This is a genomic window from Faecalibacterium prausnitzii (genome assembly GCF_003287495.1).
Lineage (GTDB): Bacteria > Bacillota > Clostridia > Oscillospirales > Ruminococcaceae > Faecalibacterium > Faecalibacterium prausnitzii_I.
The window spans coordinates 219,177-243,844 of record NZ_PRLE01000002.1 but is presented as its reverse complement, the minus strand read 5'-3'; the positions used below and the strand labels follow the sequence as shown (position 1 = coordinate 243,844).

24 protein-coding genes, 2 tRNA genes and 1 riboswitch are annotated in these 24,668 nt (G+C 57.7%); of the genes, 10 read left to right on the top strand and 16 right to left on the bottom strand.

All coding sequences use genetic code 11. The features are described from left to right. Positions 1–5: 5 nt before the first annotated feature. Complete coding sequence (locus C4N22_RS04650) at positions 6–3,089, top strand: glycoside hydrolase family 2 TIM barrel-domain containing protein (RefSeq protein WP_112148147.1); 3,084 nt, start codon at positions 6–8, stop codon at positions 3,087–3,089. Between the two features lie 396 nt (positions 3,090–3,485). Here the strand turns inward: C4N22_RS04650 and C4N22_RS04645 are convergent. Continuing rightward, a tRNA-Ala gene (locus tag C4N22_RS04645) sits at positions 3,486–3,561 on the bottom strand. 156 nt (positions 3,562–3,717) lie between these two features. After that, a complete protein-coding gene (gene thiT, locus C4N22_RS04640) occupies positions 3,718–4,290 on the bottom strand; it encodes an energy-coupled thiamine transporter ThiT (RefSeq protein WP_022256219.1) in 573 nt (190 codons plus the stop codon). Between the two features lie 84 nt (positions 4,291–4,374). Beyond that, positions 4,375–4,476, bottom strand: a riboswitch (TPP riboswitch). Positions 4,477–4,584: 108 nt separating this feature from the next. On the opposite strand from thiT, the gene C4N22_RS04635 reads away from it, so the two are divergent. Then, positions 4,585–4,836 (top strand): sporulation transcriptional regulator SpoIIID, encoded by a 252-nt coding sequence (locus C4N22_RS04635; RefSeq protein WP_022256451.1) that lies wholly within the window; start codon positions 4,585–4,587, stop codon positions 4,834–4,836. Between the two features lie 59 nt (positions 4,837–4,895). On the opposite strand, the gene sigG is transcribed toward C4N22_RS04635, so the two are convergent. The 3 genes from sigG to C4N22_RS04620 all read right to left on the bottom strand — a co-directional run bounded on the left by sigG (position 4,896) and on the right by C4N22_RS04620 (position 7,379). Beyond that, positions 4,896–5,666 (bottom strand): RNA polymerase sporulation sigma factor SigG, encoded by a 771-nt coding sequence (gene sigG / locus C4N22_RS04630; RefSeq protein WP_022256452.1) that lies wholly within the window; start codon positions 5,664–5,666, stop codon positions 4,896–4,898. A 76-nt stretch (positions 5,667–5,742) separates the two neighbouring features. Continuing rightward, a complete protein-coding gene (locus C4N22_RS04625) occupies positions 5,743–6,447 on the bottom strand; it encodes a sigma-70 family RNA polymerase sigma factor (RefSeq protein WP_112148146.1) in 705 nt (234 codons plus the stop codon). Then, positions 6,447–7,379 (bottom strand): sigma-E processing peptidase SpoIIGA, encoded by a 933-nt coding sequence (locus tag C4N22_RS04620; protein ID WP_242980947.1) that lies wholly within the window; start codon positions 7,377–7,379, stop codon positions 6,447–6,449. The genes C4N22_RS04625 and C4N22_RS04620 overlap by 1 nt, the downstream gene beginning before the upstream one ends. Positions 7,380–7,665: 286 nt before the next feature. On the opposite strand from C4N22_RS04620, the gene C4N22_RS04615 reads away from it, so the two are divergent. The 8 genes from C4N22_RS04615 (at position 7,666) to C4N22_RS04580 (ending at position 16,184) form a co-directional block, all read left to right on the top strand. Next, positions 7,666–7,742 (top strand) — tRNA-Asn (locus C4N22_RS04615). 389 nt (positions 7,743–8,131) lie between these two features. Continuing rightward, positions 8,132–8,563, top strand: coding sequence for a hypothetical protein (locus C4N22_RS04610; RefSeq protein ID WP_112115207.1), 432 nt, complete (start codon positions 8,132–8,134; stop codon positions 8,561–8,563). Between the two features lie 689 nt (positions 8,564–9,252). Beyond that, positions 9,253–11,574, top strand: a complete 2,322-nt coding sequence (locus tag C4N22_RS04605; protein WP_022256199.1) for a peptidase domain-containing ABC transporter — start codon at positions 9,253–9,255, stop codon at positions 11,572–11,574. A 108-nt stretch (positions 11,575–11,682) separates the two neighbouring features. Continuing rightward, positions 11,683–12,144 (top strand): hypothetical protein, encoded by a 462-nt coding sequence (locus C4N22_RS04600; protein WP_022256198.1) that lies wholly within the window; start codon positions 11,683–11,685, stop codon positions 12,142–12,144. Between the two features lie 286 nt (positions 12,145–12,430). Then, positions 12,431–13,003, top strand: coding sequence for an endonuclease domain-containing protein (locus C4N22_RS04595; protein WP_242980946.1), 573 nt, complete (start codon positions 12,431–12,433; stop codon positions 13,001–13,003). 81 nt (positions 13,004–13,084) lie between these two features. Further along, positions 13,085–13,540 carry a hypothetical protein gene (locus C4N22_RS04590; RefSeq protein ID WP_022256196.1) on the top strand — a complete coding sequence of 152 codons (456 nt, stop codon included), beginning with the start codon at positions 13,085–13,087 and terminating at the stop codon, positions 13,538–13,540. A 1-nt stretch (position 13,541) separates the two neighbouring features. After that, positions 13,542–14,660, top strand: a complete 1,119-nt coding sequence (locus C4N22_RS04585) for an HlyD family secretion protein (RefSeq protein WP_112148145.1) — start codon at positions 13,542–13,544, stop codon at positions 14,658–14,660. Positions 14,661–14,702: 42 nt separating this feature from the next. Then, on the top strand, positions 14,703–16,184 hold the full coding sequence (locus tag C4N22_RS04580) for an Ig-like domain-containing protein (RefSeq protein ID WP_112148144.1): 1,482 nt from the start codon (positions 14,703–14,705) through the stop codon (positions 16,182–16,184). 158 nt (positions 16,185–16,342) lie between these two features. Here C4N22_RS04580 and glmS read toward each other — a convergent pair whose 3' ends face one another. The 11 genes from glmS to C4N22_RS04525 form a co-directional block, all read right to left on the bottom strand. Next, positions 16,343–18,163: a glutamine--fructose-6-phosphate transaminase (isomerizing) gene (gene glmS, locus C4N22_RS04575; RefSeq protein ID WP_181567164.1), complete on the bottom strand. Its 1,821-nt coding sequence runs from the start codon at positions 18,161–18,163 to the stop codon at positions 16,343–16,345. Positions 18,164–18,465: 302 nt separating this feature from the next. After that, positions 18,466–19,014, bottom strand: coding sequence for a hypothetical protein (locus C4N22_RS04570; RefSeq protein WP_022256192.1), 549 nt, complete (start codon positions 19,012–19,014; stop codon positions 18,466–18,468). Then, the gene (locus tag C4N22_RS04565; RefSeq protein ID WP_242980945.1) at positions 19,011–19,886 is read right to left on the bottom strand and encodes a DUF5685 family protein; all 876 of its coding nucleotides are present in this window, start codon (positions 19,884–19,886) and stop codon (positions 19,011–19,013) included. The genes C4N22_RS04570 and C4N22_RS04565 overlap by 4 nt, the downstream gene beginning before the upstream one ends. Before the next feature lie 148 nt (positions 19,887–20,034). Beyond that, positions 20,035–21,246, bottom strand: a complete 1,212-nt coding sequence (locus C4N22_RS04560) for a THUMP domain-containing class I SAM-dependent RNA methyltransferase (RefSeq protein ID WP_112148143.1) — start codon at positions 21,244–21,246, stop codon at positions 20,035–20,037. A gap of 108 nt (positions 21,247–21,354) precedes the next feature. Continuing rightward, positions 21,355–21,927 (bottom strand): S1 RNA-binding domain-containing protein, encoded by a 573-nt coding sequence (locus tag C4N22_RS04555; RefSeq protein WP_022256189.1) that lies wholly within the window; start codon positions 21,925–21,927, stop codon positions 21,355–21,357. Positions 21,928–21,993: 66 nt separating this feature from the next. Continuing rightward, a complete protein-coding gene (locus C4N22_RS04550) occupies positions 21,994–22,299 on the bottom strand; it encodes a septum formation initiator family protein (protein WP_022256188.1) in 306 nt (101 codons plus the stop codon). Between the two features lie 45 nt (positions 22,300–22,344). Beyond that, the gene (locus C4N22_RS04545; protein ID WP_022256187.1) at positions 22,345–22,803 is read right to left on the bottom strand and encodes a hypothetical protein; all 459 of its coding nucleotides are present in this window, start codon (positions 22,801–22,803) and stop codon (positions 22,345–22,347) included. Then, positions 22,803–23,087, bottom strand: a complete 285-nt coding sequence (locus C4N22_RS04540) for a YabP/YqfC family sporulation protein (protein ID WP_112148142.1) — start codon at positions 23,085–23,087, stop codon at positions 22,803–22,805. Before C4N22_RS04540 ends, C4N22_RS04545 begins: the two co-directional genes overlap by 1 nt. 45 nt (positions 23,088–23,132) lie before the next feature. Then, on the bottom strand, positions 23,133–23,378 hold the full coding sequence (locus C4N22_RS04535) for an RNA-binding S4 domain-containing protein (RefSeq protein ID WP_112148141.1): 246 nt from the start codon (positions 23,376–23,378) through the stop codon (positions 23,133–23,135). Between the two features lie 240 nt (positions 23,379–23,618). Beyond that, complete coding sequence (locus tag C4N22_RS04530) at positions 23,619–23,888, bottom strand: HU family DNA-binding protein (protein WP_015564272.1); 270 nt, start codon at positions 23,886–23,888, stop codon at positions 23,619–23,621. A gap of 67 nt (positions 23,889–23,955) precedes the next feature. Further along, positions 23,956–24,657: a MazG family protein gene (locus tag C4N22_RS04525; RefSeq protein ID WP_112148140.1), complete on the bottom strand. Its 702-nt coding sequence runs from the start codon at positions 24,655–24,657 to the stop codon at positions 23,956–23,958. Positions 24,658–24,668: the final 11 nt, after the last annotated feature.

Here is a 24,668-nt window from a genome sequence, read left to right as displayed (position 1 = left end):
ATACTATGGCTGCATTTGATTTTGCAAAAGTAAAAGACCCCACCTTTTTCAAGGAAAACGTGCTGAATGCTCATGCAAATTTCCGTACTTACGCTTCCCGCGAAGAATATCGGACAGGCTCCTCTTCTTTGGCGCTGAAGCTGGACGGTATCTGGAAATTCGCCTATGCAAAGAACTACACCAGTGCCATCCCCGGCTTTGAAAAGACGGATTACGATTGCAGCGGCTGGGATGACATTCATGTTCCGGCACACATCCAGATGGAGGGCTACGACATTCCCCAGTACGCGAATGTTCAGTATCCGTGGGATGGCCGTGAAGAAGTACAGCCGGGCGAGATCCCGCAGCGGTTCAATCCGGTGGCAAGCTATGTAAAATACTTCGAGCTGCCGGAATCCATGCAGGGCAAGCCCGTCCACATCGAGTTCGAGGGTGTGGAAAGCGGCATGGCTCTTTGGCTGAACGGGTCTTATGTGGGTTACACCGAGGACAGCTTCTCCGCACACGCATTCGATCTGACTCCCTATCTCCAGCCGGGCGTGAACAAACTTGCTGTGCAGGTGTTCAAGTGGACTTCCTCCAGCTGGTGCGAAGATCAGGACTTCTTCCGCTTCTCCGGCATCTTCCGCAGCGTGTGGCTGTACGCCATCCCCGCCGTGCATCTGGAAGATGTATCCGTCAAAACGCTGTTTGCCGGGGATGATTTCGCTCATTCCACGCTGGAAGTTGCATTGCAGGTGGAGGGCAAGGGCGCAGCCCGTCTGACCCTGCGCCGCAGTGAGCTGGAAGTGTTCTCCGAAAAAATCGCACTGAACGGCGGCTCTGCGTTGTTCAGCCATGCGGTGGAGAGCCCCCACCTGTGGAGTGCAGAGGACCCGGCTCTGTATGAATTGGAAATCGAGCTGCTGGACGATGCAGGCCATCTGGTAGAGGTGACCGGGCAGAAAGTCGGTTTCCGCAAGTTCGAGTTGAAGAACAATCGGATGCTGCTCAACGGCAAGCGCATCGTGTTCAAGGGTGCCAACCGTCATGAGTTCAGCTCCATTACGGGTCGTGCTGTGGGCGTACACACCCATGAGGAACTGCTTCGGGATATCATCACCATGAAGCAGAACAACATCAATGCCATCCGCACCAGCCATTACCAGAATCAGGATGCACTGTACGACCTGTGCGACGAGTATGGTCTGTATCTGATCGCAGAGAACAATCTGGAATCCCATGGCACATGGGACATTCATCAGGCGGGCATTCGCGGCATCGAGGGCGTTTTGCCCAATGATAAGCCGGAGTGGAAAGCTGTCTTGTTTGACCGCATGAATTCCACTTACCAGCGTGACAAAAACCATCCTGCTGTTCTGATTTGGTCTCTGGGCAACGAATCGTTTGGTGGTGAGACCCTGCTCCAGATGGCAGAGATGGTCCGCCGCTTTGATGACACCCGTCTGGTGCATTACGAAGGTGTGGTCAATGATCCCCGCTTCCTCGAAACCACCGATATCGAGAGCCACATGTACAGCACGGTCAAGGACATTAAAGAGTATCTGGCACAGGGCGATCAGCGGCCTTATATCGAGTGCGAATATTCTCATGCTATGGGCAACTCCAACGGTGCTTTATACAAGTACACGGAACTTGCCGACCAGAAGGACTGCGGCTATCAGGGCGGCTTCATCTGGGATTACATCGACCAGTCCATCTGGAAAAAAGACCGCTACGGCAAGTGGTTCCAAGCCTACGGCGGCGACTTCGGTGAGCGTCCTACCGACTATAATTTCAGCGGAAACGGCATTGCCTACGGTGGTGACCGTGCTCCTTCTCCCAAGATGCAGGAGGTCAAGTTCTGCTATCAGAACATCGCCATTTCCATCGACAACTCTGGCTTTGAAGTCTGGAATAAGAACCTGTTCACCTCTACGGGTGCTTTCGACTGCGTTGCACTGCTGCACCGTGATGGAAAGCTGTATCAGCAGCAGAAACTAGCCAATATTGATGTTGCTCCCGAAGAGCGTTCCAGCTTCCCGCTGCCGTTTATGGTTTCTGCGCTCCCCGGTGAATATGCAGTGACCATCAGCTTCCGTTTGAAAGAGGACACCAGCTGGGCAAAGAAGGGCCATGAAGTCGCCTTTGGACAGGGTGTGATCGCTGTGGTCCGTTCCATTCCCAGCAAGAAGGTCACGCCGTTTACCGTTACGCACGGTACACACAACATCGGTGTCCGGGGTGAGAATTTCGATGTTTTGTTCTCCGATCTGAACGGCGGTCTGACTTCCTACCGCTATGCTGGCAAGGAGATGATTCAGGAGATCCCCCGTCCCAACTTCTGGCGCGCTCCCACCGACAACGACTGCGGCAACAACATGGGTGGCGTTCGCGGTCAGTGGAAGCTGGCAAGCCTGTACGCTACCGCCAAGGGCATCGGCAAGGAGATTCCGTCTGTTCATGGCGGCACCATCCTCCAGAACCCCACCTGCGAGGTGGAAGCCGACAGCGTGGTCGTGACCTATCTCTATAACCTCCAGACCAGCCCCGCAGCAGAGTGCAGCCTGCAGTACCGTGTGTTCGGTGATGGCCGCATCCAGACCACCCTGCACTATGACCCGGTGGAAGGACTTGCAGCAATGCCGGAGTTCGGCGTACTGTTCAAGATCGACGCTGACTACGACACGGTGGAGTGGTACGGAAACGGCCCTGCGGAGACCTACTGGGATCGTCAGCATGGTGCCAAGCTGGGCATTTACCAGAACAAGGTTGCAGACAACATGGCGCAGTACCTTGTGCCGCAGGAGTGCGGTGCAAAGACCGCTGTGCGCTGGGCAAAGGTGGTGGACCGCAAGGGTCGCGGGCTGCTGTTTACCGCAGATGCCGCAAAGCCCATGTTCTTCTCTGCGCTGCCCTACACTCCCCATGAAATGGAGAGTGCCAAGCATCCCTACGAGCTGCCCCCGGTCCATTACACGGTCATCCGTGCTATGGGCGAGCAGATGGGCGTTGGCGGCGATGACAGCTGGGGTGCCAATGTCCACCCGGAGTATATTCCTGATGTGACCAAGCCTGTGGAGTTCACCTTTACGTTCCGTGGCATCTGATGATTGCCCGCAAAAAAGCGCAATGGTTGATATGAATACTGCTGCATTGCAGTATTTCTCTCAGATTACCCGTGATCTTTTCCCAGAACAATTTCATCGGCTGCTAAACATCATAAAAGAGATCGTAGCCGTGATGAGATGACCCTCGTTATTATAGCAGTTTGCGTTTTTAATGCACAAGCAACATCCGCAAACTGCATATCGCAAATATGCCGTTTCGATAGGCACTATTTTTGAAAATTGCGATAAGACACCTTCGCGTTGAGATATGGACATTCCTGCATGAGATTCCTATCAAAAGCGAGGGTGTCTTTTTTGGTATCAAAAAATCAACGGCTGCAGCGGCATCAGAAAAAAGAAAAGCACCATACTTCCTACGAAGTACAGTGCTTTTTTTGGTGGAGATTACCGGGATCGAACCGGTGACCTCTTGCATGCCATGCAAGCGCTCTCCCAGCTGAGCTAAACCCCCAGATGTTTGTTGTCGTCCGTGACGACGCTAGTAATTATAGCAGGCAAAGTCAGACTTGTCAACGGTTTTTACAAACTTTCTGTACAAAAAATCTCCGCCAGGGCACATCTACAGCTCCGGCGGAGATTTTTATGGTTCATTCCGTTTCCTATGCCATCAGGCCTTGGCGTACTGGCGGTCAAAGATCTGTGGTGCAACACGGATCAGCAGCACAGCGCCCACCACGGTGATGAGCGTTTCGGGCAGCATGTAGCTGGCGTTATACACCAGGCTGTAAGTCCAGGCACTCAGGCCGTCGCTCAGGTTGCCCCAGACAAGGACACCGGACAGGAAGCTGCACATAAACCGCAGGAAGCCTGCCACAGCGGTACCCACGGCCACACCGACCATCCGGTTCTTGAACGGACGGGCAAACAGCTCTGCCATGCCCAGTGCCATAAAGGCCACCAGATAGTCCAGCAGCACTTCGCCCAGGAAATAGATGAACGTCGGGGTCGGAGGTGCCCAGAAGCCCAGCAGCATCTGCAGGCAACCATTGACCAGGCCTGTAAACAGGCCCCACTTGACGCCGTGACGGAACGACACCAGCACGAACGGCAGCATACTCAGCAGGGTAACAGAGCCACCGTTGGGCATGGTAAAGATCTTGATGTTGGACAGCACCGTACCAATGGCGATCATCAGAGCGCACTCCACCAGGATACGGGTCTTGGAGTAGGTTTTCGACATAGAGATTCCTCTTCTCTTATAAGTAGTACACAAAAACAAAAACGCGCCCGCATTCCGCAGGCGCATGGGCTGTTTGTGAAAAATCCGGACTTTCCGCAAACTACCTACGCCGGCATTACCCGGATCAGGTTCGAGGGTACTCTGCCACGTGCAGATCTCAGCCTTTCGGCGCCCCTGTTTTTATGTCCAGTTCCAGTATATCCGCTGCAGGGCAAATGTCAAGCCCCGGCAGACATATTGCCGCCCCGGGCCGCATATTTTCTAGTAAGCAATTCAGGGTGGGAGGCGTTGGCCATGAAAGGAGATCCGGAACAGCGGGCAGTCCAGCTGGGCGAATACATCGTCGCGCACCACGCCACGGTGCGGGGCGCCGCGCAGGCCTTTGGATGCAGCAAATCCACCGTCCACAAAGACGTCTCCACCCGCCTGCGGGCGGTCAGTCCAGGGTTGTTCGCTCAGGTGCAGGCTGTGCTGGCCCGCAACAAAGCAGAACGCCATCTGCGGGGCGGAGCGGCTACCCGCCGTAAATATCAACACTCTCCCTGAAAATATCACAGTAAACCGGCGCGCGGTCCGCCCTTTCCGGGCTCTGCACGCCGGTTTTGTTATTTTTCCCCGGTTCGGAACTGCCCCAGCGCGGCCTTTTCCAGCCGGCTGACCTGTGCCTGACTGATGCCGATCTCCTTTGCCACCTCCATCTGGGTCTTGCCCTTGAGGTAGCGCAGCTCCATGATCTTCTTCTCCCGCGGGGTCAACCCGGCCACCGTCTGCCGGAACTGCAGCCCGCTGATCCAGCTGTCCTCACCGTCCGGGTCCCGCACCTGGTCAATAACATACATGGCGTCCCCGCCATCGGTATAGACCGGCTCCTCGAGGCTGATGGGCTCCACCACCGATTCCAGAGCCGCCGCCACTTCCCGGCGGGACATCCCGGCCTGCCGGGCGATCTCCTCCACGGTCGGCTCCCGGCCCAGTTTCTTTTCCAGCTGCTCCCGGCTCTGCATGGCCCGGTAGGCCGTATCCCGCAGGCTGCGGCTCACCCGCAGGGCGTTGTTGTCCCGCAGAAAGCGCCGGATCTCGCCGATGATCATGGGCACCCCGTAGGTGGAGAACCGCACCTCCTGCGCCGGGTCAAAGTTGTCGATGGCCTTGATGAGCCCGATGCAGCCCACTTGAAACAGGTCGTCCAGGTTCTCGCCCCGCTGGGCAAACCGCTGCACCACACTGAGCACCAGCCGCAGGTTGCCCTCGATCATGCTCTGGCGGGCGCTCTGGTCCCCTGCCCGCGCCCGGGTCAGCAGCTGGCGCTTTTCCTGCTCTGACAGCACCGGCAGTTCCGCGGTATTGACGCCGCACAGTTCGACTTTGTTGTACATCCCCCGCCCTCCGGTTTCGTTTGGACTTCACCGGAAGTATGGGCGGGGAGGGTGTATCCCATTCATGGGAATATTTTCAGGTTTCTTCTAACTGTTTGCGCAAGTCTCGGATGATGCGCTTTTCCAGCCGGGAAATGTAGCTCTGGCTGATGCCGATGGCGTCGGCGGCCTCTTTCTGGGTGCGCTCCACACCGTCCACGAGTCCAAAGCGCAGCTCCATGATCTGCCGCTCCCGGGGGTTCAGCCGCTCCACGGAGCGCCGCAGGGTGGCCCGCTCGGCGTCCTGCTCCAGCCGGAGGCCCACCTGGTTCTCGTCGCTGCCCAGCACATCCGAAAGCAGCAGCTCGTTGCCGTCGCCGTCAATGTTGAGGGGCTCGTCAATGCTGGCCTCCTGCCGCCGGTTGGAGCTTTTGCGCAGGTACATCAAAATTTCGTTCCCGATGCAGCGGCTAGCATACGTTGCCAGCTTGATGTTCCGCTCGGGCGTGAACGTATTCACGGCCTTGATGAGCCCGATGGTGCCAATGGAGATCACATCCTCCTGCGGCACCCCGCTGCTCTCGTACTTTTTGGCCAGGTAGACCACCAGCCGCAGGTTGTGGGTGATGAGCTCATCCCGGGCGGCAGCGTCGCCTGCCATCATCCGGGCAAGGAGCTGCTTTTCCTCCTCCGGCGTCAGGGGCGGCGGAAGACTCTGCGCCCCGGAGACATAGTGTACCCCGCCCGGGCAGGCCAGGGCAGCCCACAGCCGATCAAACAGCAGTTTCAATCTTTGAAGCATCATGATCCCTCCATCACATCCGACCCCACCAGCAGCGTCCAGCCCGGGGGCGGGGGCGGCGTATCGCAAAAGGCGGCATACAGGCCATGCCGTGTCTGCTGCCGTCCCCGGGCCGTCCAACGCAGCGCCTGCGCCGGGACGGCAGGCAGCAGGCAGTGCCCCGCCACTGTATCGCAGGGGACGAGCCGCACCCCCAGCTCCGGCGGGGGCAGGATGCCGCTCCCGGAAAACGTTTCTTTTAAATAAGTACGTAAGGCAGGCGGCAGCCGGGCTTCCACGGCCGCAAAGCGTACCAGCACCACCCCGCAGCCGGAGAGCGGCTCCCGCACCCCAAACCCGGTATCGTGGAACGCCCGGACAGGGAGCACCACGCCCGCTATCTCCAGCTCTGCCGGAAAACAGGCTTTTTTCCCGTCCCCCAGCAGGTGGAGGGCCAACGTCAGCCCGCCGTACACACAGCCGGCGCTCACCAGCAGCACCTCCGGCGAAAGCGGCAGATAGACGCTGAGGTTGTTCACCTCCATCCGGGCCCCGGGCAGCAGCACCGCCCCGGTGAGCATCAGGTTGAGCAGCCAGAACCACGCCAGCAGCCGCACAAAAGCCCGCCACCCCGGCCAGCCATAGGCCGCGGCCACGGCCAGCGCCCCGGTGCCGCCCTTGTAGAGCAGCCCGACGCTCCACGGCGCTGTGGGGGCCAGCAGCGCCAGCGAGGAAGCCGCAGCCACCGCCGCCCCGCAGAGAGCCCGCCCGCCGCTGCACCGCTGGCCGCTGACCAGTCCCGCCGCCAGCAGAAACAGCGTTCCCAGCACAAAATTGGTCAGCAGGAGCACATCCAGATAGATGACTGTTTTGATACACCCGCCCCCTTTTGAGATATCGTACCACGGTAAGAGCGGGAAAGGTGTCGGAGTGGATGTTTTCCGTTTTGCCAAGGGCTCTCCCCTTGGGAGAGCTGGCGCGTAAGCGCCTGAGAGGGCAAGTCCGTGGACAAATACCTCTTTGCCTGCGATACGATGACTCTAACCAGAAGTCTTCGTATCGCTGCGTTTGTTTGTTCTTGGTAACATCCTTGCCCTCTCCGTCACCTACGGTGACACCTCTCCCAAAGGGAGAGGCTTTGGCAGACCGTAAAGTTTTCTGCAAAAAACGCTTGCATTCCTGCCCGACATGCGATATAATACCACTTGCAGTCAGTGGACGGCACCAAATTGAAAATTTGCCTCTTTAGCTCAGTCGGTTAGAGCACCTGACTGTTAATCAGGGTGTCGCCTGTTCGAGTCAGGCAAGAGGCGCCATCGCAGCGGTGAGCTTTACGGTTCACCGCTTGTTTTTTGCGTTGCGTGTGTAACAGTTTTGTTGCTTTTTTCACAGTTTTTTCAAAAATTAATGGTTTCTTAAAAAATGTCCTCTTGAAGAAACTGCCATATTGTGTTACACTACTACCAAGCTTTAAAGGTTTTTTGTCATGTTTTTCCGTTTTCCCCTTGTGGAAGCTGGAATTGTGTGGTACTATAAAGCTGTTATATCCGGTCAATGGTGGGTTCTGCCCATTTGCAGTGCCTGATATAATTTTTAAGTTTGATGGAGCCGAGTGCGCACTCGGTTACATAGGTCCGCTGTGAGATGCGCATCCACGGAGGGGCCGTTTTAATACGATTCATTCATTTGAAGGGAGTAATTCATTATGATGATGCCTGCAAACTTCTCTGTTGTTGCAGAGAACGAGATGACTTATGTCGTCGGCGGCGGCGTGATCGAGGCTATCGGTTCTGTTACCGCTCCGATCTGGACCGCTGCTAATGTCAAGACTTTCAACACCAACCTGGTGACCATCATTGGTAACTCTTATGTCTCCAAGCTGGTTGGCGCAACTCTGGGTGTCATGTTCGGTGGCAACTGGGGCGGCGACGGCCCGATGTCTTCTTTCTTCGGCGATAACGGCAGCCTGTCCGGCATCGTGAAGTATGGCATCGCTGGCGGCTCCAAGGAGCTGAACGGCTTCAATAAGTTTATGCAGGTTGTTGGTCTGGGCGCTGCTGTTTATCAGCTGGGCACCAACGAGACCAAGAAGTATGTCAAGGAAGTCAAGTTCCTCGGCACTACCGGCAAGATCTGATTGTGCTTTAAACAAAAAGGCGGCAAGTCGAAAGGCTTGTCGCCTTTTTGTTTGCATTTTCTGTTACGATTTTGGAACCTTTTTCACATTTTTTTCAAAAATTAATGGTTTCTTAAAAAATGTCCTCTTGAAGAAAGCGCCATATTGTGTTATACTACACCCAAGCTTTAGGAGATTTGAGCAAAAATCCCTAGAGCAATGACTTGATCAAAGGGTAGGCGCTCCCTTCTTTTGATAAGCAGCTTGGCCTCTGCTTTGCTCTGTTTCCGCATCAGGGCAGAGCAAAGCAGGGGGCTATGCGCTGCTTTATAGGGAAGCGAAAGAAGCCTTTGTTCGTGTGTCAAAACCAGCGGTTCCTTGTAAACAATAAACTGTATCTCATTGTCAAGAGCTCTCCCTTTGGGAGAGCTGGCGCGCAAGCGCCTGAGAGGGCAAGCCCGTCAGAATAGATATTGCACATTGCGATAAGATGCCTTTTCCAAAGGGATGTCGTATCGCAGTGCAAGTGTTATCTTGTCAGCATCCTTGCCCTCTCCGTCACCTACGGTGACACCTCTCCCAAAGTGAGAGGCCTTGGCAGGGAGGGTCAGTTTATTGCACCATTGAAAATTCCTACTTGCGAAAGCAGGAATATCATGGTAGAATAGGACTGTTGTTTTGAAATAGATTCCAAAGAATAGGAAGCATCTATGCGTTATACCTACGTCCGGCAGCACGACACGACGGACTGTGCAGCTGCCAGTCTCGCCATGGTGTGCCTCCACTACAAAAAAGAGATCACCATCACCCGCTTGCGCGACATGATGGGCACTGACCTGAAAGGCACAAACCTCACGGGTCTGCAGAAAGCCGCCAACGAGCTGGGGTTTGACACAGCGGCGGTACGCGTAGACCGCGAAAACTTCTTAAGCGATTTTACTCTTCCTGCCATTGCGCAGGTCATCACCGACCAGGGCCTGGCCCACTTTGTGGTCATCTTTAAAAAGACGACCATCAAGGACGATGATGCCCGCCGCAAGCATGTCCGCAAAGAAGAAGAGCGGAAAGCCGACGAGAGCAAAAAGTACAAGTGCAAGGATTACGTCGTCATCGGCGACCCTGCCAACGAGCTGAAAAAGATCTCGCTGGATGAGTTCTACAAAAACTTTACGGGTGTTTTGCTCCTGATGAACCCCACCTCGGAGTTCAAGGGCGGCAAGGAAAAACAGGGCAGCATGTTCAAGCGGTACATCAACCTGCTGCTGCCCCAGAAAAAACTTTTTATCTATGCCATCGTCAGCTCGGTCATCCTCACGGTGCTGGGCATCGCATCCTCGATGTTTAATAAAATATTGATGGATGAGATCCTGCCGTATGGGTTAAAGAGCTTACTTGTTTCGATGATCCTGGTGTTCAGCATTGTGAGCATCACGAGCACACTGATCAGTACAGTGCGCCAGTGGATTCTGATCCACCTGTCCATCAAGATCGACATCCCACTGATGCTGGGGTACTTCGGGCATGTGTACAAACTGCCCATGAAGTTCTTCGCCACCCGAAAGACCGGTGAGATCACCACCCGTTATTCGGACGCGTCCACCATCAAGTCCGTCTTCACCAGCATTGCGCTGAGTGTGGTCATGGATATCGTGATGGCGGTAGCCACCGGCATCGTCCTGTTCCGGATGAACGCGACCCTCTTCTCCATCTCGGTCTTCACTCTTCTGCTGAGTTTGCTGCTTGTCATTATTTATAAGCAGCCCTACAAGCGGATCAATGAAGAGACGATGCAGCAGTCGGCCGTCCTCAACAGCCAGATGATCGAGAGCCTCCGCGGCATCGAGACCGTCAAGTGCAATGCCAATGAGGACCGCGAGCTGGAAACTCTTGAGCGTGAATACATCAAGAGTATGAAGATCAGCATTCGTTCCAGTAAGATCAGCACCGGACAGTCTCTGTTCTCTGCTTTGATCTCCACCATTCTCGGCATGGTCACCTCTTACGTGGGTATCATGCAGGTGTTGAATGGCAACATGACGCTGGGCAGCTATATGGCGTTCAGCACCCTTTCCAGCTACTTCACCTCTCCGGTGAGCGACCTGATCAGCATGCAGATGTCGATTCAGGAAGCACAGATTTCCATGAAGCGTCTGACGGAGATCATGGACTATGAATCCGAGCAGAAAGACGATCGGGAATACACCGAGATGGAGCAGATAGATGGTGACATCGAGTTCAAAGATGTCACGTTCCGGTACGGCAGCCGTTCCCCTGCCCTGAATCATGTGTCCTTTACGATCCCGAAAGGAAAGAAAGTGGCGCTGGTTGGCCAGAGCGGCAGCGGCAAATCCACGATCACCAAACTCCTGCTCAAGTATTATGAGCCGGAAAGCGGTGAGATCGACGTCAATGGCGTCAATCTGGACGAGTACAGCAATCAGTCCGTCCGCCGCGCGATCGCCTACGTGCCCCAGAACGTGGAGCTTTTCAGCAAGACCCTCTATGATAACATTCGGATCTCCAAGCCGGACGCGACCATCGACGAGGTCAAGGCTGCTGCCAAAAAGGCAGACGCCCACGAGTTTATCCGCAAGCTGCCGCTGCAGTACAACACTTATCTGGAAGAAGCCGGCAACGGCCTCTCCGGTGGTGAGAAGCAGCGCATTGCGATGGCTCGTGCGTTCCTGAAAGATTCCAACCTCTATATCTTTGATGAAGCGACCAGCAGCCTCGATTTTGGTACTGAAAACACCATCTTCGATATGATCTACAATCAGCTGGCTGATCGTTCCATGTTGATCGTGGCCCACCGCCTTTCCACCGTCCGTGATTGTGACCTGATCCTGGTCATGGATCATGGCGAGATCGTGGAGCGCGGCACCCACGACGAGCTGCTGGCAAAGCAGGGCAAGTATTACGAGCTCTGGAACCTGCAGCAGGGGATCTTCCGCCGCAAGAAAGAAGCACCCGCCCCGGCTCCTGCCGCCGTTGTGGAAGAAGACGACGATGGCGAGGACGCCATGACTTATTAAGTTGCAACTGAGTGCGCACTCAGTTACATAAATTGGCTTTTGAAAGGATGCGCATCCGGAAAAAGGCCGTGTAAATTTGATTCAATCATTTGAAGGGAGTAATTCATTATGATGATGCCTGCAAACTATTCTGCTATCGCAGAGAACGAAATGACCTATGTTGTCGGTGGCGGCCTGCTGGAGGCTATCGGCTCTGTTACCGCTCCTGTCTGGGGTGCTGCTAACGTCAAGACTTTCAACACCAACCTGATCACCATCATCGGCAACTCTTATGTCTCCAAGGTTCTGGGCGCTACTCTGGGCGTTATGTTCAGCGGCGCTTGGGGCACCAAGGACGATGATGTTGCAGAGGCATGGGGCTACGATAAGGATAAGAAGATCACCATCTTCGGCAAGAACAAGGCTCTGTGGAATGCCCTGGATCCCAACGGCGATAAGGAGACCAATGGCTTCAACAAGTTCATGCAGGGTATCGGCGCTCTGGCTGCTGTCTACACTCTGGGCACCAGCACCACCAAGAGCAACGTCGCTGAGGGCCGTTATGATGTCTTCGGCAACGGCAGCTTCTAATTAGTCTCATAAACTAAATAGGAAGTGTATTGCATTTGCACCGCCCTACTCGTTAGGGCGAGGTAGATGATAATGCCTCGCTATGGTGTGCCAGGAGGCGTGAGCCTTCTGGCACACTTTCTATTTGTGTACATTCTGCGAGCAGAATGTGGACAGATAGAGAACATCACTTATTACTGCAACAAGTAATAGGTGATCGTAAAGGGAAAACCTCTGTACCTCCCCTCTTTGCCAAGGGCTCTCCCTTTGGGAGAGCTGGCGCATAAGCGCCTGAGAGGGCAAGCCCGTGGACAAATATCACCTTGCCTGCGATACGATAACTTTCACCAAAAGCCTGCATATCGTTATGCTTCCGGTTCTTCCGTTTGCGTCCTTGCCCTCTCCGTCACCTGCGGTGACACCTCTCCCAAAGGGAGAGGCCTTGGCAGGCCGCAAGGTTTCTGCAAAACGCTATGCGTTCATCAACACTATGAAAAAGACGACTGTCGTTAAAAATTTCAGAATGCTGGAAACCGCGCGGAAATTGCGGCGTGAAATGACCCCACAGGAAACGAAGCTCTGGTATCGGTTTTTGCGCAGTTACCCGGTCAAAATCTACAAGCAGCGCATTATTGAATCCTTTATTGTCGATTTTTATTGTGCCGATGCACGGCTTGTAATTGAAATTGACGGCTCACAGCATTATACTGAGCAAGGCAAGTGTTACGATGAGGAACGCAGCCAGATTTTACGGGCTTATGGTTTAAAAGTCCTGCGTTTTTCCAACCGGGATGTTGACCGCAGCTTTGACAGTGTCTGTGCGCAGATTCACAACATCATTCAGGAACGCTGTGCGCTGCCGGCTGATGATGATGACTAACAGAGGTTTTCTTATTACGATTGCCTATTACACCCCTCCCCTGCCGGAGGGCAAAATCTAACAGAACAGGTGGACAATATCATGAGAGAGATTCAAATTGCACAAAACAAGACCCTCAAGCTGACCAATGTGCTGGCCCGCAAGATCGAGGCGGAAGAGTTTGCCAACCTCCAGATCGTTCTGACCCAGATGCAGAACTTTATGAAGAGCAACAACGCCCAGCCCATTGGCCCCATGATCCAGTGCGTCAAGATCCCCGGCGGCCCCAACCCCCAGCCGGAAGTCTACATGATGCAGCAGACCACCCAGCTCATCCCCCGCATGGAGCCGGGCTACACCCAGGACGCTGTTCTCCGCGTGCGCGGCTGCCTGTACGCCCACTACACCGGCCCCATGAGCCAGAGTGGCCTCGCCAGCCAGAAGCTGAACATCTTTGCCTTTGAAAACGAGCTGGAGCTCAACGGCAATGTCTACACCATCTTTGTCAACCAGGACGACGATGACGCGGTTGTTGACGTTTTTATGGAGACCAAGTAATATGACGAACACCACCCACATCTATAATCTCGACGAGCTGCAGGACCGCCGCATCATGATGGACAAGAAGCTGCCGCCCTACGGCTACGCGCTCATCATCCTGACGGGCTTCCTCATGGTGTACCTGCTGCTGTGGAGCACCAAGAACTACCGCACTTATGTCAGCCAGTCCACCGGCACGGTGCAGGCTGCCAACAAGACCTACATCATGTCCAGCTACTCCGGCGCCATCACCGAGCTGAACGTCTCCGAGGGCAGCTATGTCAACGAGGGCGACCTCATTGCCCACATCAAGAGCACCGACCTGGACATTCAGACCGAGAGCTACGAGAACCAGCTGGCCCTCTACAAAAAGCAGAAGAGCCAGTACGAGAAGCTGGTCAAGTCCATCCAGGACGACAAGAACTACTTCAGCGAGACGGACATTGACGACCAGCCCTACTACTACCAGTACGAGACCTACAAGAGCCAGGTGGCACAGAACGCGTTCGACGCGGCCCCCTACCAGGCGGCCGGTTACTCGGACGAGCAGATCAAGACCCTGATGGAGCAGAACCAGAGCACCGTTGAGAACCTGTACTACTCCACCCTGCAGAGCATTTCTGCCAACCTGACCTCCATCCAGAGCAATATTGACTCCATCCAGTCCCAGCTGGATGCCCTGAACACGGGCGCGAACGATTATTACATCTATGCCCCCACCTCCGGCGTCATCCACATGGACACCCCCTATAAGGTGGGCATGGTGCTGAGCGCCGGCTCGCCCCTGGCTACCGTCGCCAGCGAGAACAGCGACCTGGAAGTGGTGGCCTACGCTACCGTCAGCGACCGTCCGCTCATCCATGTGGGCGACCCCTGCAAGATCGCCATTACCGGCCTTTCGGAGTATTCCTACGGCAGCCTGACGGGCACCGTCACCTCCATTGACAGCGACGTGACCGCCAGCTCCTCCGGCTCCTACTACAAAATGACCATTACCCCGGACAGCACCTACGTTGTCAGCAACAGCGGCGATAAGGTGGACCTCTCCAACGGTATGAGTGTCACCGCCCGCGTCGAGTACGACCAGCTGACTTACTTTGAATACGCGATGGAAGCTTTGGGCGTCCTGTTCCGCTAAGCCCCTCCCCATCCAAACTGAACGCCCAAAGAGGTACAAAACATGAGATCTTTCCCCAAACAGCTGGCCGCAAGTGCCGTGCTGCTGGGCCTGCTGGCCGCTGGCGCGGCCCTGCCCGCCACGGCTGCCAGTCCCCTGAGTGCTGCAGCGGCCATTACCATGCCCTGGACCACGGTGGCCGTGGAGAGCATTGCCCCCGGTGACTATGCCGCCACCATGACGGTGGGCACCGCCCAGCAGCTTTCGCCGGACATCCTGCCGGAAAAGGCCGCCAAGCGTGCCAATGTCAGCTTTGTTTCCGATAACCCCAACATCGTGTCGGTCACGTCGGACGGCGTGGCCCAGGCCGTTGGCCTTGGCACCGCTCACGTTGCCGCCACGGTCAGCGACCAGAGCTGCCTGTACACCATTACCACCGAGCCGGACGCCTCCATGGTGGTGACGGAAATGGACATCACGCTGGCGTCCAACACCATCGCGGTGGGTGACACCACTTCCCTCTCGCTGGCCGTGCTGCCCACCAGCGCCGCCAACTATGCGGACGTAAGCCTCAGCTCCTCCAACGAGGGCGTGGCTACCGTGAACAGCTTTGGCAAGATCACCGGCATTGCCCCCGGTACCGCCACCATTACCGCCACCAGCGGCAGCGTGAGCGCCTCGGCTACCATCAAGGTCGTCGCCAGCGGCTCGGTCGTTCCCCAGTCTCTCTCTCTGAACACCAACTATGTAGTGCTCAAGCCGGGTTCCAGCAAGACCATCACGGGCAGCGTAGCCCCCTCCACGGCCTCCCAGAGCCTGACCTTCAAATCCAACGACTCCAAGATCGCTACCGTCAACGGCAGCGGCGTCATCACCGGCGTAAGCACGGGTGCCACCTCGGTCATTGTCTCCAATGGCACGGTCTCCTCCTCGGTGACGGTCATCGTCAACCGCACGGCCTCCGCTTCCAGCGACAGTGACAACTCCGGTGACGGCACCCCGGCCGACGAGACTCCCACGGATCCTGTCGTCGCCGCCATTGAGAATGCGGCTTCCGATACGGTGGCCCTCTCCCAGCAGGAAGCTCCTGTGGTCTCTTCGGATGCCCTGAACGCCCTGCGCGCCAACAACAAGACGCTGGTGGTCAACGGCGACGGCTACAGCCTCCGCTTTGTGGGCAGCAGCATCAAAAACACCTCTGCCCCGGTGGACACGGCCCTCACCTTTACCCCCTCGGAGCACGGCGTTAACTTCGTCCTGAACAACGGCGAGGCACTGCCCGGCACGGTGGAGATCACCTTTACCGGTGATTATGCTGCCTACAGCCGCATTTACCTCTATAACACCGTCGCCTCCAAGTGGCAGTTCCTGAACGCGTTCAAAGATAACACCCTGGGCGCGGACACGGCGGGCGAGTATCTGCTCACCACGGAGAACCTCCGCTTTGCTGAGATGGACTGGACATTCTTCATTGCGGGCGGCTTTGTGATGGTCGGCATTGTTGTGGCCTATATCGTCGTCAAGAAGCGCTACTGGTTCTGGTAAGCATTCTCCCCTGTTCTGATTCGTAAAATGGCTCCTGCGTGGCTCTGAGGCTGTGCAGGAGCTTTTGCTTTGCCTGTTCTGATCCTGTGATACACAAAAGCACCCCGTTTCCAGCGGCTCCGAGGCCCAGGAAACGGGGTGCTTGTTTTGATGGAAGTTTACTCGACGGTCACGCTCTTGGCCAGATTACGGGGCTTATCGACGTCACAGCCGCGCAGGACAGCCATATAGTAGGCGAACAGCTGCAAGGGCACGATGAGCTGCAGCGGCATCAGCAGGTCTTCGTACTCGTCCAGCCGGACGATATAATCCGCCACGCCCTCAGGCACTACAGCGTCTTTCGTGGTGAACAGAATGACCCGGGCCCCGCGGCTCTTGGTCTCCTTGGCGTTGGAGATGGTCTTCTCATACACCTTCTTCTGAGTGGCCAGTGCAATGACGGGCACCCCATCGGTGATGAGGCTGATGGTGCCGTGCTTGAGCTCGCCGGCCGCATAGGCATCCGAGTGGACATAGCTGATCTCTTTCAGCTTGAGGCTGCCCTCCAGTGAGAGGGCATAATCAAACCCGCGCCCGATAAAGAAGCAGCTCTGGGTGTTGACAAAGCGGCTGGCGAGGTACTTGATCTGCTCGCAGTCATCCAGCCGGGGCTTGATGACCTCCCCTGCCCGGAGCAGTTCGGCGGTCAATCGCTTAGTTTCAGCTTTTTCCAGTTCGCCCCGGGCATAGGCCAGCCGGAGCGCAAACAGGTAGAGCACACACATCTGGACCACATAGGCCTTGGTGGACGCCACGGCGATCTCCGGCCCCGCGTAGGTGTAGAGGATGTAATCCGCCGCCCGGGCAATGGAGCTGCCCACCACGTTGACGATGGCCAGCACCGGCACGCCCCGGCTCTTGGCCAGCTTGAGGGCCGCCAGCGTGTCGCTGGTCTCGCCCGACTGGCTGATAATAATAACGAGGTCGTCCTTGTTCAGGATGGGGTCCCGGTAACGGAACTCGCTGGCAATGTCCACCTCGGCGGGGACTCGGGCCAGCGTTTCAATGGCGGCTTTGCCCACCATGCCCGCGTGCATGGCCGTGCCGCAGGCCACCAGATGCACCGTCCTAATGCTGCGGAGCCGCTCATCCGTCAGCTCCGGGATGCGCAGGTCGGGCATGCCATCCTCCACGCGAGGGCTGACCGTCGCCGTGATGGCCGCGGGCTGCTCATTGATCTCCTTGAGCATGAAGTGGGGATAGCCGCCCTTTTCGGCCGCTTCCTGGTCCCAGTCCGCGGTCAGGCGCTGGCGCTCCACGGGCTCCCCAAAGGCGTTGTAGAACCGGATGCCCTGGGCCGTCACGACAGCCAGGTCGCCTTCTTCCAGCACGCTGTAATCCCGGGTGTACTTGAGCAGGGCCGGGATATCCGAAGCCACAAAGTTTTCGCCCTCGCCCCAGCCCACGATGAGGGGGCTCTCTTTTTTCACGGCGAAGATGGTATCCGGGAAATCCTTGAACAGCACGGCCAGCGCATAGCTGCCCCGCACCATGCCCAGCGCCTCGTGCAGGGCCTGCAGCGGCTCGCCATGGTAGCAGCTGTCAATGAGTTTGACCAGTACCTCGGTGTCCGTCTCACTCTCAAACGTGTACCCCCGGGCGGCCAGCCGCTCCTTGAGAGCACCGTAATTTTCAATGATGCCATTGTGGACGATGCTCACCCGCGGGGTAGAGTGCGGGTGGCTGTTCACATCGCTGGGTTCCCCGTGGGTCGCCCACCGGGTGTGCCCGATGCCGCAGGAGCTCTCCGCGAGGGCCTGTACGGCCAGTTTCTGGCGCAGGACATCCAGCCTACCCTTGCTCTTGACAACGCGGATGCCGCCCTCCTGGGCCAGTGCCACACCCGCCGAATCATACCCGCGGTACTCCAGTTTCTCCAAACCATCCAGCAGCACATCCTGTGCGCTGCGCTTTCCAACATAACCTACGATGCCGCACATACAAAACACCTCCATACCGACAGCCCGGCGCAACCAGCGCACAGCACAACTGTCAGCTTCCTGTATCAGTTTATGTTTTTGTATGGCTTCCTTTGAGGGGATCTGTTACGGTATTGCTGCCGTTTTTTGCCCCTCTCTGCGGCTGGTATAGCCCCGCAGGCCGCCTGGCCTGCTTCAGCCGGAGAAACATCCGCCGAATTTTTCGATGATTTCTCTCCTCGTCACCCTCGCGGCTGTCACCCGCGTGGCCCGGCGCTTTGCGTCAACTGTGTGTGCACATTCCTTCTTTCAATGCGTTCCAATTATCTTCCCAGCATCTTGTGCAGCCGGGGCTGCCACAGGATGCGGTACGCCTGCAGCATGTTGTGCAGGGCACGGTCATAGAGCAGAAACGCCACATTGCCCATGGCAAGGGTGGTCAGCGAGACAGCCAGCGCCGTGGTGCGCATCTCCTGCGAGATGCTGCCGCCGGGGATGAGCAGCAGCACCAGCCCGTACATGAGCAGGATGCCGCCGTTGCAGAGCAGCAGTTTGCACAGTCCCCGCAGCAGAGCAGGCCGGATGTGCTCGAATTTCGGCTTGACCAGCGGGTAATACCCCAGCAAAAAAACGAATGTCAGCGCCACCTCTTTGTCCGGCACAAACAGCAGGCTCAGCAGGCTGACGGCCCCATAGGCTGTCCAGGCCAGGGTCTTGCCGCACTCCACGCAGACCGTCGCCACCAGAAAGCTGGCAATGGCGGGCGCGATATACATAAAGATCGGGATGACCGCCCCCAGCAGCATGAACGCGATGCTCAGGGCCGCTGCCATGCCGCAGTAGGCCATGGCCCAGCTCTTGCGGCCTTTCACGGCAGTTCCCAGCTCACAGGCTGGTTTTCCTGGAACGGATCCACCGCGTGGCGGAGGCCCAGGATCATGATGTTGTCCAGCAGGGTGCGGTTGAGCTTGATATCCAGCAGGTTATACGCCCGCACCAGATCGTTGGCGGCGGCCAGCGCCTGCCGCCGGGCACTCTCCACGGCGGCTTCCCGATTGGTGATCCCATTGGCCAGGAACACGTTATACCGCTTGCGCAGCTTGTCCCGCAAAAAACTCTCGGCTTTGTCCATCAGGTAGGCCGCGCGGCCAATGCAGCAGCCGATATAGTGCATGCTCTTGCGCTGGCTGGGATCATCCGTGGCCAGTACGGAATAAAGGGCTCCATACAGGTTGCTCTTGGGCTCTGAGGCCAGGGTATAGTTCTCGGAGTTCAGGGTCATCTGCACATTGGCCTGGTCCCGTTCCTGCGCAAAAATGCGCTCCAGAGCCGGGTTTTCGGCGGCGGCTTTCTCATAGGCCCGGCGGAGGAAGAGCCAGTCCCTGACGCGGCGCGCTTTTTTATAGAGAGGCAGGTCTCCCCACTGGGCGTCCTGCAAACGGTGCCAGCCCAGCAGCACCTCTACCTGAGCCGCCAGCCGGATGCCCTGGGTCTGGCACATCATCTCTTTCCAGACCAGCGTGCCGGGCACCCGCATTTTTTTGCAGGTAGCCGGGCGGCCCGCCAGGCTGTCGTCCAAAATGGCAAACAGCACGCCATTGTACCGCAGGCAGCAGCACGAAAAAAGCCCATAAGTGGTATACAGCTGGCGGCGCACGCCCCGCAGGTACCACTGATAGGTATTATAATCCCGGATGGTCAGTTCCGGGAGATAAGGCCGCATCCGCCCGTTCATCTGGCTCATGTCTTTTGCTTGCCCTCCGTTTCGACAGGTGCTTTGTCCAATAGTGTAAGTATAATCCTTTTCGACCTTTCATTCAATGGATGCTTTGTGAAATCTTTCATCAAAAAACGCACCGGACGTTGTGCATCCGGTGCGTTTAAAAAAAGTATCACTTTTTCTCGAAATGCTTGGGAGCCGTGACGCGCTTGCCGTCAAAACCGCTCTTGGGCATGGGCTTGGCGGGCCGGTTCTCAAACTTGGGGGCGCTGTAGTACATGTACAGCTGGCAGGGGATCATGCCGTTGTACATCTTGCGGCGCTTGTTTGCCCGCTTGCCATAGTGGTGCTCAAAATCCATATCGGCGGTGATGGCGTAGACGCCCGCGCAGGGGTGGGCCTCCATCTGCTGGCCCAGAGTCTTTGCCAGCTTGGCAGCGCCCTCAATGGTGCTCATCCGCTCACCATACGGCGGGTTGGTCAGGACGATCGCCTCGCTCTTTGCCGCAAAGTCAGCCACATCGGCCACTTCAAAGTGGCAGCGCTTTTCCACACCGGCCAGCTTGGCGTTGGCGTTGGCCAGGGCCACCGCGGCGGGGTCGATATCATAGCCAAAGGCCTCAAAGCCGACATCCAGCTTGGAATCGACCAGGGCTTTCTGGCGCTGCTCTGCCCAGACGGCGGCAGGCACAAAGCTATACCGCTCAGCGGCAAAGCGGCGCTTGAGGCCCGGCGCAATGTTCATGGCTTTCTGGGCGGCCTCGATGAGCAGGGTGCCGCTGCCGCAGAACGGGTCTTCCACCAGGCTGTCACGGCGGACACGGCCCAGGTCGGCGATGGTAGCGGCCAGCGTCTCGCGGATGGGGGCCTCCATGGCGTTGCGGCGGTAGCCGCGCTTGTGCAGGCCCTCGCCCGTGGTGTCCAGCATGATCTCACAGACGTTCTTGCGGAGCATGAAGCGGATCTTGTACTCCGCGCCCGTCTCGGGCAGCACGGAGGTGTGATGGAACTGCATCAGCCGCTTGACCACAGCCTTTTTGATGATGCTCTGGCAGGCAGGCACGCTGGAGAGCTGGCTGTTGAGGGACGAGCCCGACACCGGGAATGCGGCATCGGCGGGGAGCAGCTCCTCCCAGGGGATGGAATACACGCCATCGAACAGCTCGTCAAACGTGGTGGCGGGGTAAGTGTTGAGCAGGAGCATCACACGCTCCACCGTGCGCAGGTTGAGGTTGGCGGCTGCGATCATATCGGCCCCGCCCTTAAAGGTCAGGCGGCCGTCGCTGACACGGATGTCCTCGGCACCGATGCGGCGCAGCTCAAAGTTGGCCGTGGACTCGCACCCGAAAAAGCAGGGAGCGATGAGTTCAAATTTTGCGGGCATTTTGGTTTCCTTTCCTGGTTCTGTACGGGGCCGCTTGTTCCGGCTGCCGCCGTGCATGGGCAAAACAGGCCCGCCCCGCTGGGGGCAGGCCCGTTGGTGGTACTTGTATCAGCGGCGTCCGCCACGGCCACGGGGGGCGTAGCCACCGCCGCGGCGGTTGTTGGTCTCGTGGTCGAGATCCGCCATTTTCTCTTCGCTCTGGCTCTTGAAGCGGCTCATCATGTCCTCAAAGCTCAGGTTGTCGCTGCGGGCGGGTGCCTTGGGCTGCCACACACGGGGAGCAGCCTCCCGGGCCGGACGGCCCCCCTCACGGGGCGGGCGTCCACCGCCCTGACCGCCGCCAAACCGGCCGCCGCGATTGCCGCCATGACCACCCTCCCGGGGGCCATTGCCATAAGGCCGTGGCCCGCGATCCTCCCGCGGCGCGCGGGGAGCACGGGGTTCCTGGGGCAGCAGCCGCTTGATGGAAAGCGCGATCTTTCCGTCCGGGGCCACGTTGATGACCTGGACTTTGACCGTATCGCCATCGTGCAGGACGGCTGCAATGTCCTGCACAAACTCATTGGACACCTCGGAAATATGGACCATGCCCACGCGGCCCTCCGGCAGCGCGACAAACGCGCCAAACGGCTTCACGCCTGTGACACGACCCTCGAAAATGTTTCCTACCTCAATTGCCAAAGCTCAATACTCCTGTTCTTCTCCTGATAGTATCCGGTCTGCCGCAGGGGGACCGGGGGTGCGGCTTCAGTTGCCCGTCACATCCACAAAGATGCGCTCATTGGCAGCTGCGTAATTATAAGAGTCCCGCGCGACCCACTCGGTCACCTCGTCCGAATCACCACTGAGGATGCGCTGCATCTCTTCATTTTTTGTCTGCTGCTGGCTGATCTGCTCCTGCAGAGTCTGCAGCTCCGCGCGTTTGGAGCTGATGGCTACCTGGTTGGAGATATACGCTGCCAGCATACTGAGCAGCAGCAATACAAAAAACAGCCGGAAAAACACTCCCAGCACGGTTTTGCGTTTCCGCCGCTTGCGGCCCGGATTCGTCATAGTGTAAGCCCCCGTACATACAGCAGGCTTTTTGCGCCTGTACTCTTACTTTGATACGTTTGAATTATACAACACGCGCCGCTCACTTGGCAAGTTCTTTTTCGGTTTTTTTGCAAGTCTTTTTTCGTTCCGGCGTTCTTTGGCCGCCTTTTTGCGGGCGGCACGGGCCTGGGCATGGGCCGCGGCGTATTTTGCCAGCCCATCCAGCGGCCTGCGCAGCACCCGGCCCACGGCCCGCAGCGGAACCCCCAACAGGTGCTCTGCCAGCGCAATGCCTGCAATGGCTGCCGCCAGCATGTACCAGCGCGGCACACCCCCGGCGCTGAGGGAGGCCGCGTAGCTCTGGGTGCCCAGCAAAAGGCCGCCCATCAGCAGCACGTCCGGCAGAAGCGCCCCCCGCCCCCGCACCGGGAAAAATGCCCGGCCTGCCCCGAGGCAGGCCCCCAGCACGGCGCAGGCGGCAGCCTCCTGCCCCACCTGCCCGGGGGAAAGCGCCGGGCCCATCAGCGGAACAGGCGGTGCAGAAACCCGCCCGCCGTCCGCTGAGCCGTATACTCCAGCACATCCACCCGCCCGGTGAGCTTCACCTCGCCTTTGTCGAGATCGAGGCTGGTGACGCTGAGCTGGGCCCCGGCCAGCGTGAGGGTGCCCTTGGTGGTCTCCATGGCGGCGCTGTCGGGGTCACACCGCAGCATCCGCCGCACGCCGGTCACGGTCAGCTTCCCCCGCCCCTCCAGGATCAGGTCATGGGGCAGGGCGTTATTATTTTGTGCTTCCGCCTTTGTCATCCGTCTCCCCTCCCCTTTTTACAGAGTATGAGGAGGCCGGCGGGGTTATTCGCTGATGATCTCGTACATCTCCCGGGCCACGTCCTTGGTGCGGGGCTCCACATCGGAGAGCACCTTGACCTTGATGGGCCGGTTGCCGAACGTCACCTCAATGATGTCCCCGGCCTTGACGGCCTGGCTGGCCTTGGCGATCTTGCCGTTGATGAGGATCCGGCCTGCATCAGCCACCTCATTGGCTACGGTGCGGCGCTTGATGAGCCGCGAAACTTTCAGATATTTGTCCAATCTCATAAAGACTCCAATCTAGACAGCAGGGCCCGCCCTTTGACAACAGGGAAAGCCCATGCGTCCTGCTCAGACCTGCCCGGCCTGCCAAGGGCTCCCCTGCTCAGGAAAGACTCCCCCGGTCGGGGGAGGTGGCACGAAAGTGCCGAAAGGGGAGTGGCTGGCATCGCGAAGCGATGACTGAGAGGTTTCCACAACAAAAACCGCCGGGCCTCGGTGGGAGGTTCCGGCGGCAAAAAGCAGTTTTTACAGGGTGTCTTTCAGAGCCTTGCCGGGCTTGAAGACGATGCTCTTGGAAGCAGCGATGGTGATGGGCTCGCGGGTGCGGGGGTTGATGCCCTGACGCTCGGCGCGCTCACGCACCTCAAAGGTGCCAAAGCCGGAGATGGAGATCTTCTCACCCTCAGCCATTGCCTTGCCCAGTGCCTCAAAAGCAGCGTTGACTGCCATCTCCGCGCTCTTCTTGCTCATCTCGGTATTTGCCGCAACCTGTGCGATCAGATCCGTCTTGGTCATAATCGAAAACCTCCACAAATGTTTCTCTTCTTCGTTTTGTTATTCGAGCAGGCAGTCTCTCTGCCTGTTACCCGTTTGATTGGTGCTTTGCTTCCCGCGCAAAGCGTTTGGCGGCAAAGGTCAGCGCCTCCTCGGCGTCAATGCCCTCCTGCCGCAGGGCGTCCACGGCGGCAAACAGCAGCTCACCAGCCGCCTGCGGGGCGTTTTCCGGTGTTCTGGCATCCCAGGCCGCCTCCGCCGCGTGCAGGACATTCTCTGCCTGCCGGGGCGTCTGGCTGCCCACGCCATGGCCTGCCGCCCGCTTCTGCAGCTTCTGGGCACGCATCAGCGCAGGCAGGGTGGCCGGCACGGTATCCAGCTCATCGGCCAGGGTCCGGCGGCCCTTTTCCTTATTTTTGAGCGCGTCCCAGCTGTTTATACCAGCATTCCGGGCCGCGGAGGAAGCAAAGATGTTCGGGTGGCGGAAGACCAGCTTCTCGCACACCTCCCGGCAGATCTGCTCAAAGTTGAGCCGCCCGCGCTCTTCCTCCAGCACCACATGGAACGCCACCTGCATCAGCACATCGCCCAGCTCCTCCCGGAGCATGTCGGCATCGTCGGCGTCAATGGCCTCCAGCGCCTCACAGGTCTCCTCCAGGAAGTTTTTCCGGATGGAGGCGTGGGTCTGCACCTTGTCCCACGGACAGCCCGTTTCCGGGTCCCGCAGGATGCGGATGATCTGGACAAGATCCTCGGCCGTATAGTGCTCACGATCCGGCCAGTCCTGCATGGCGCATCCCT

Excerpts from the sequence above, each read along its gene's own strand:
- C4N22_RS04650 (WP_112148147.1), top strand. The coding sequence starts at position 6 with ATGGCTGCATTTGATTTTGCAAAAGTAAAAGACCCCACCTTTTTCAAG.
- thiT (WP_022256219.1), bottom strand. The coding sequence starts at position 4,290 with ATGTCGAAAACCTACTCCAAGACCCGTATCCTGGTGGAGTGCGCTCTG.
- C4N22_RS04635 (WP_022256451.1), top strand. The coding sequence starts at position 4,585 with ATGAAAGGAGATCCGGAACAGCGGGCAGTCCAGCTGGGCGAATACATC.
- sigG (WP_022256452.1), bottom strand. The coding sequence starts at position 5,666 with ATGTACAACAAAGTCGAACTGTGCGGCGTCAATACCGCGGAACTGCCG.
- C4N22_RS04625 (WP_112148146.1), bottom strand. The coding sequence starts at position 6,447 with ATGCTTCAAAGATTGAAACTGCTGTTTGATCGGCTGTGGGCTGCCCTG.
- C4N22_RS04610 (WP_112115207.1), top strand. The coding sequence starts at position 8,132 with ATGATGATGCCTGCAAACTTCTCTGTTGTTGCAGAGAACGAGATGACT.
- C4N22_RS04605 (WP_022256199.1), top strand. The coding sequence starts at position 9,253 with ATGCGTTATACCTACGTCCGGCAGCACGACACGACGGACTGTGCAGCT.
- C4N22_RS04600 (WP_022256198.1), top strand. The coding sequence starts at position 11,683 with ATGATGATGCCTGCAAACTATTCTGCTATCGCAGAGAACGAAATGACC.
- C4N22_RS04590 (WP_022256196.1), top strand. The coding sequence starts at position 13,085 with ATGAGAGAGATTCAAATTGCACAAAACAAGACCCTCAAGCTGACCAAT.
- C4N22_RS04585 (WP_112148145.1), top strand. The coding sequence starts at position 13,542 with ATGACGAACACCACCCACATCTATAATCTCGACGAGCTGCAGGACCGC.
- C4N22_RS04580 (WP_112148144.1), top strand. The coding sequence starts at position 14,703 with ATGAGATCTTTCCCCAAACAGCTGGCCGCAAGTGCCGTGCTGCTGGGC.
- glmS (WP_181567164.1), bottom strand. The coding sequence starts at position 18,163 with ATGTGCGGCATCGTAGGTTATGTTGGAAAGCGCAGCGCACAGGATGTG.
- C4N22_RS04565 (WP_242980945.1), bottom strand. The coding sequence starts at position 19,886 with ATGAGCCAGATGAACGGGCGGATGCGGCCTTATCTCCCGGAACTGACC.
- C4N22_RS04560 (WP_112148143.1), bottom strand. The coding sequence starts at position 21,246 with ATGCCCGCAAAATTTGAACTCATCGCTCCCTGCTTTTTCGGGTGCGAG.
- C4N22_RS04550 (WP_022256188.1), bottom strand. The coding sequence starts at position 22,299 with ATGACGAATCCGGGCCGCAAGCGGCGGAAACGCAAAACCGTGCTGGGA.
- C4N22_RS04545 (WP_022256187.1), bottom strand. The coding sequence starts at position 22,803 with ATGGGCCCGGCGCTTTCCCCCGGGCAGGTGGGGCAGGAGGCTGCCGCC.
- C4N22_RS04540 (WP_112148142.1), bottom strand. The coding sequence starts at position 23,087 with ATGACAAAGGCGGAAGCACAAAATAATAACGCCCTGCCCCATGACCTG.
- C4N22_RS04535 (WP_112148141.1), bottom strand. The coding sequence starts at position 23,378 with ATGAGATTGGACAAATATCTGAAAGTTTCGCGGCTCATCAAGCGCCGC.
- C4N22_RS04530 (WP_015564272.1), bottom strand. The coding sequence starts at position 23,888 with ATGACCAAGACGGATCTGATCGCACAGGTTGCGGCAAATACCGAGATG.
- C4N22_RS04525 (WP_112148140.1), bottom strand. The coding sequence starts at position 24,657 with ATGCAGGACTGGCCGGATCGTGAGCACTATACGGCCGAGGATCTTGTC.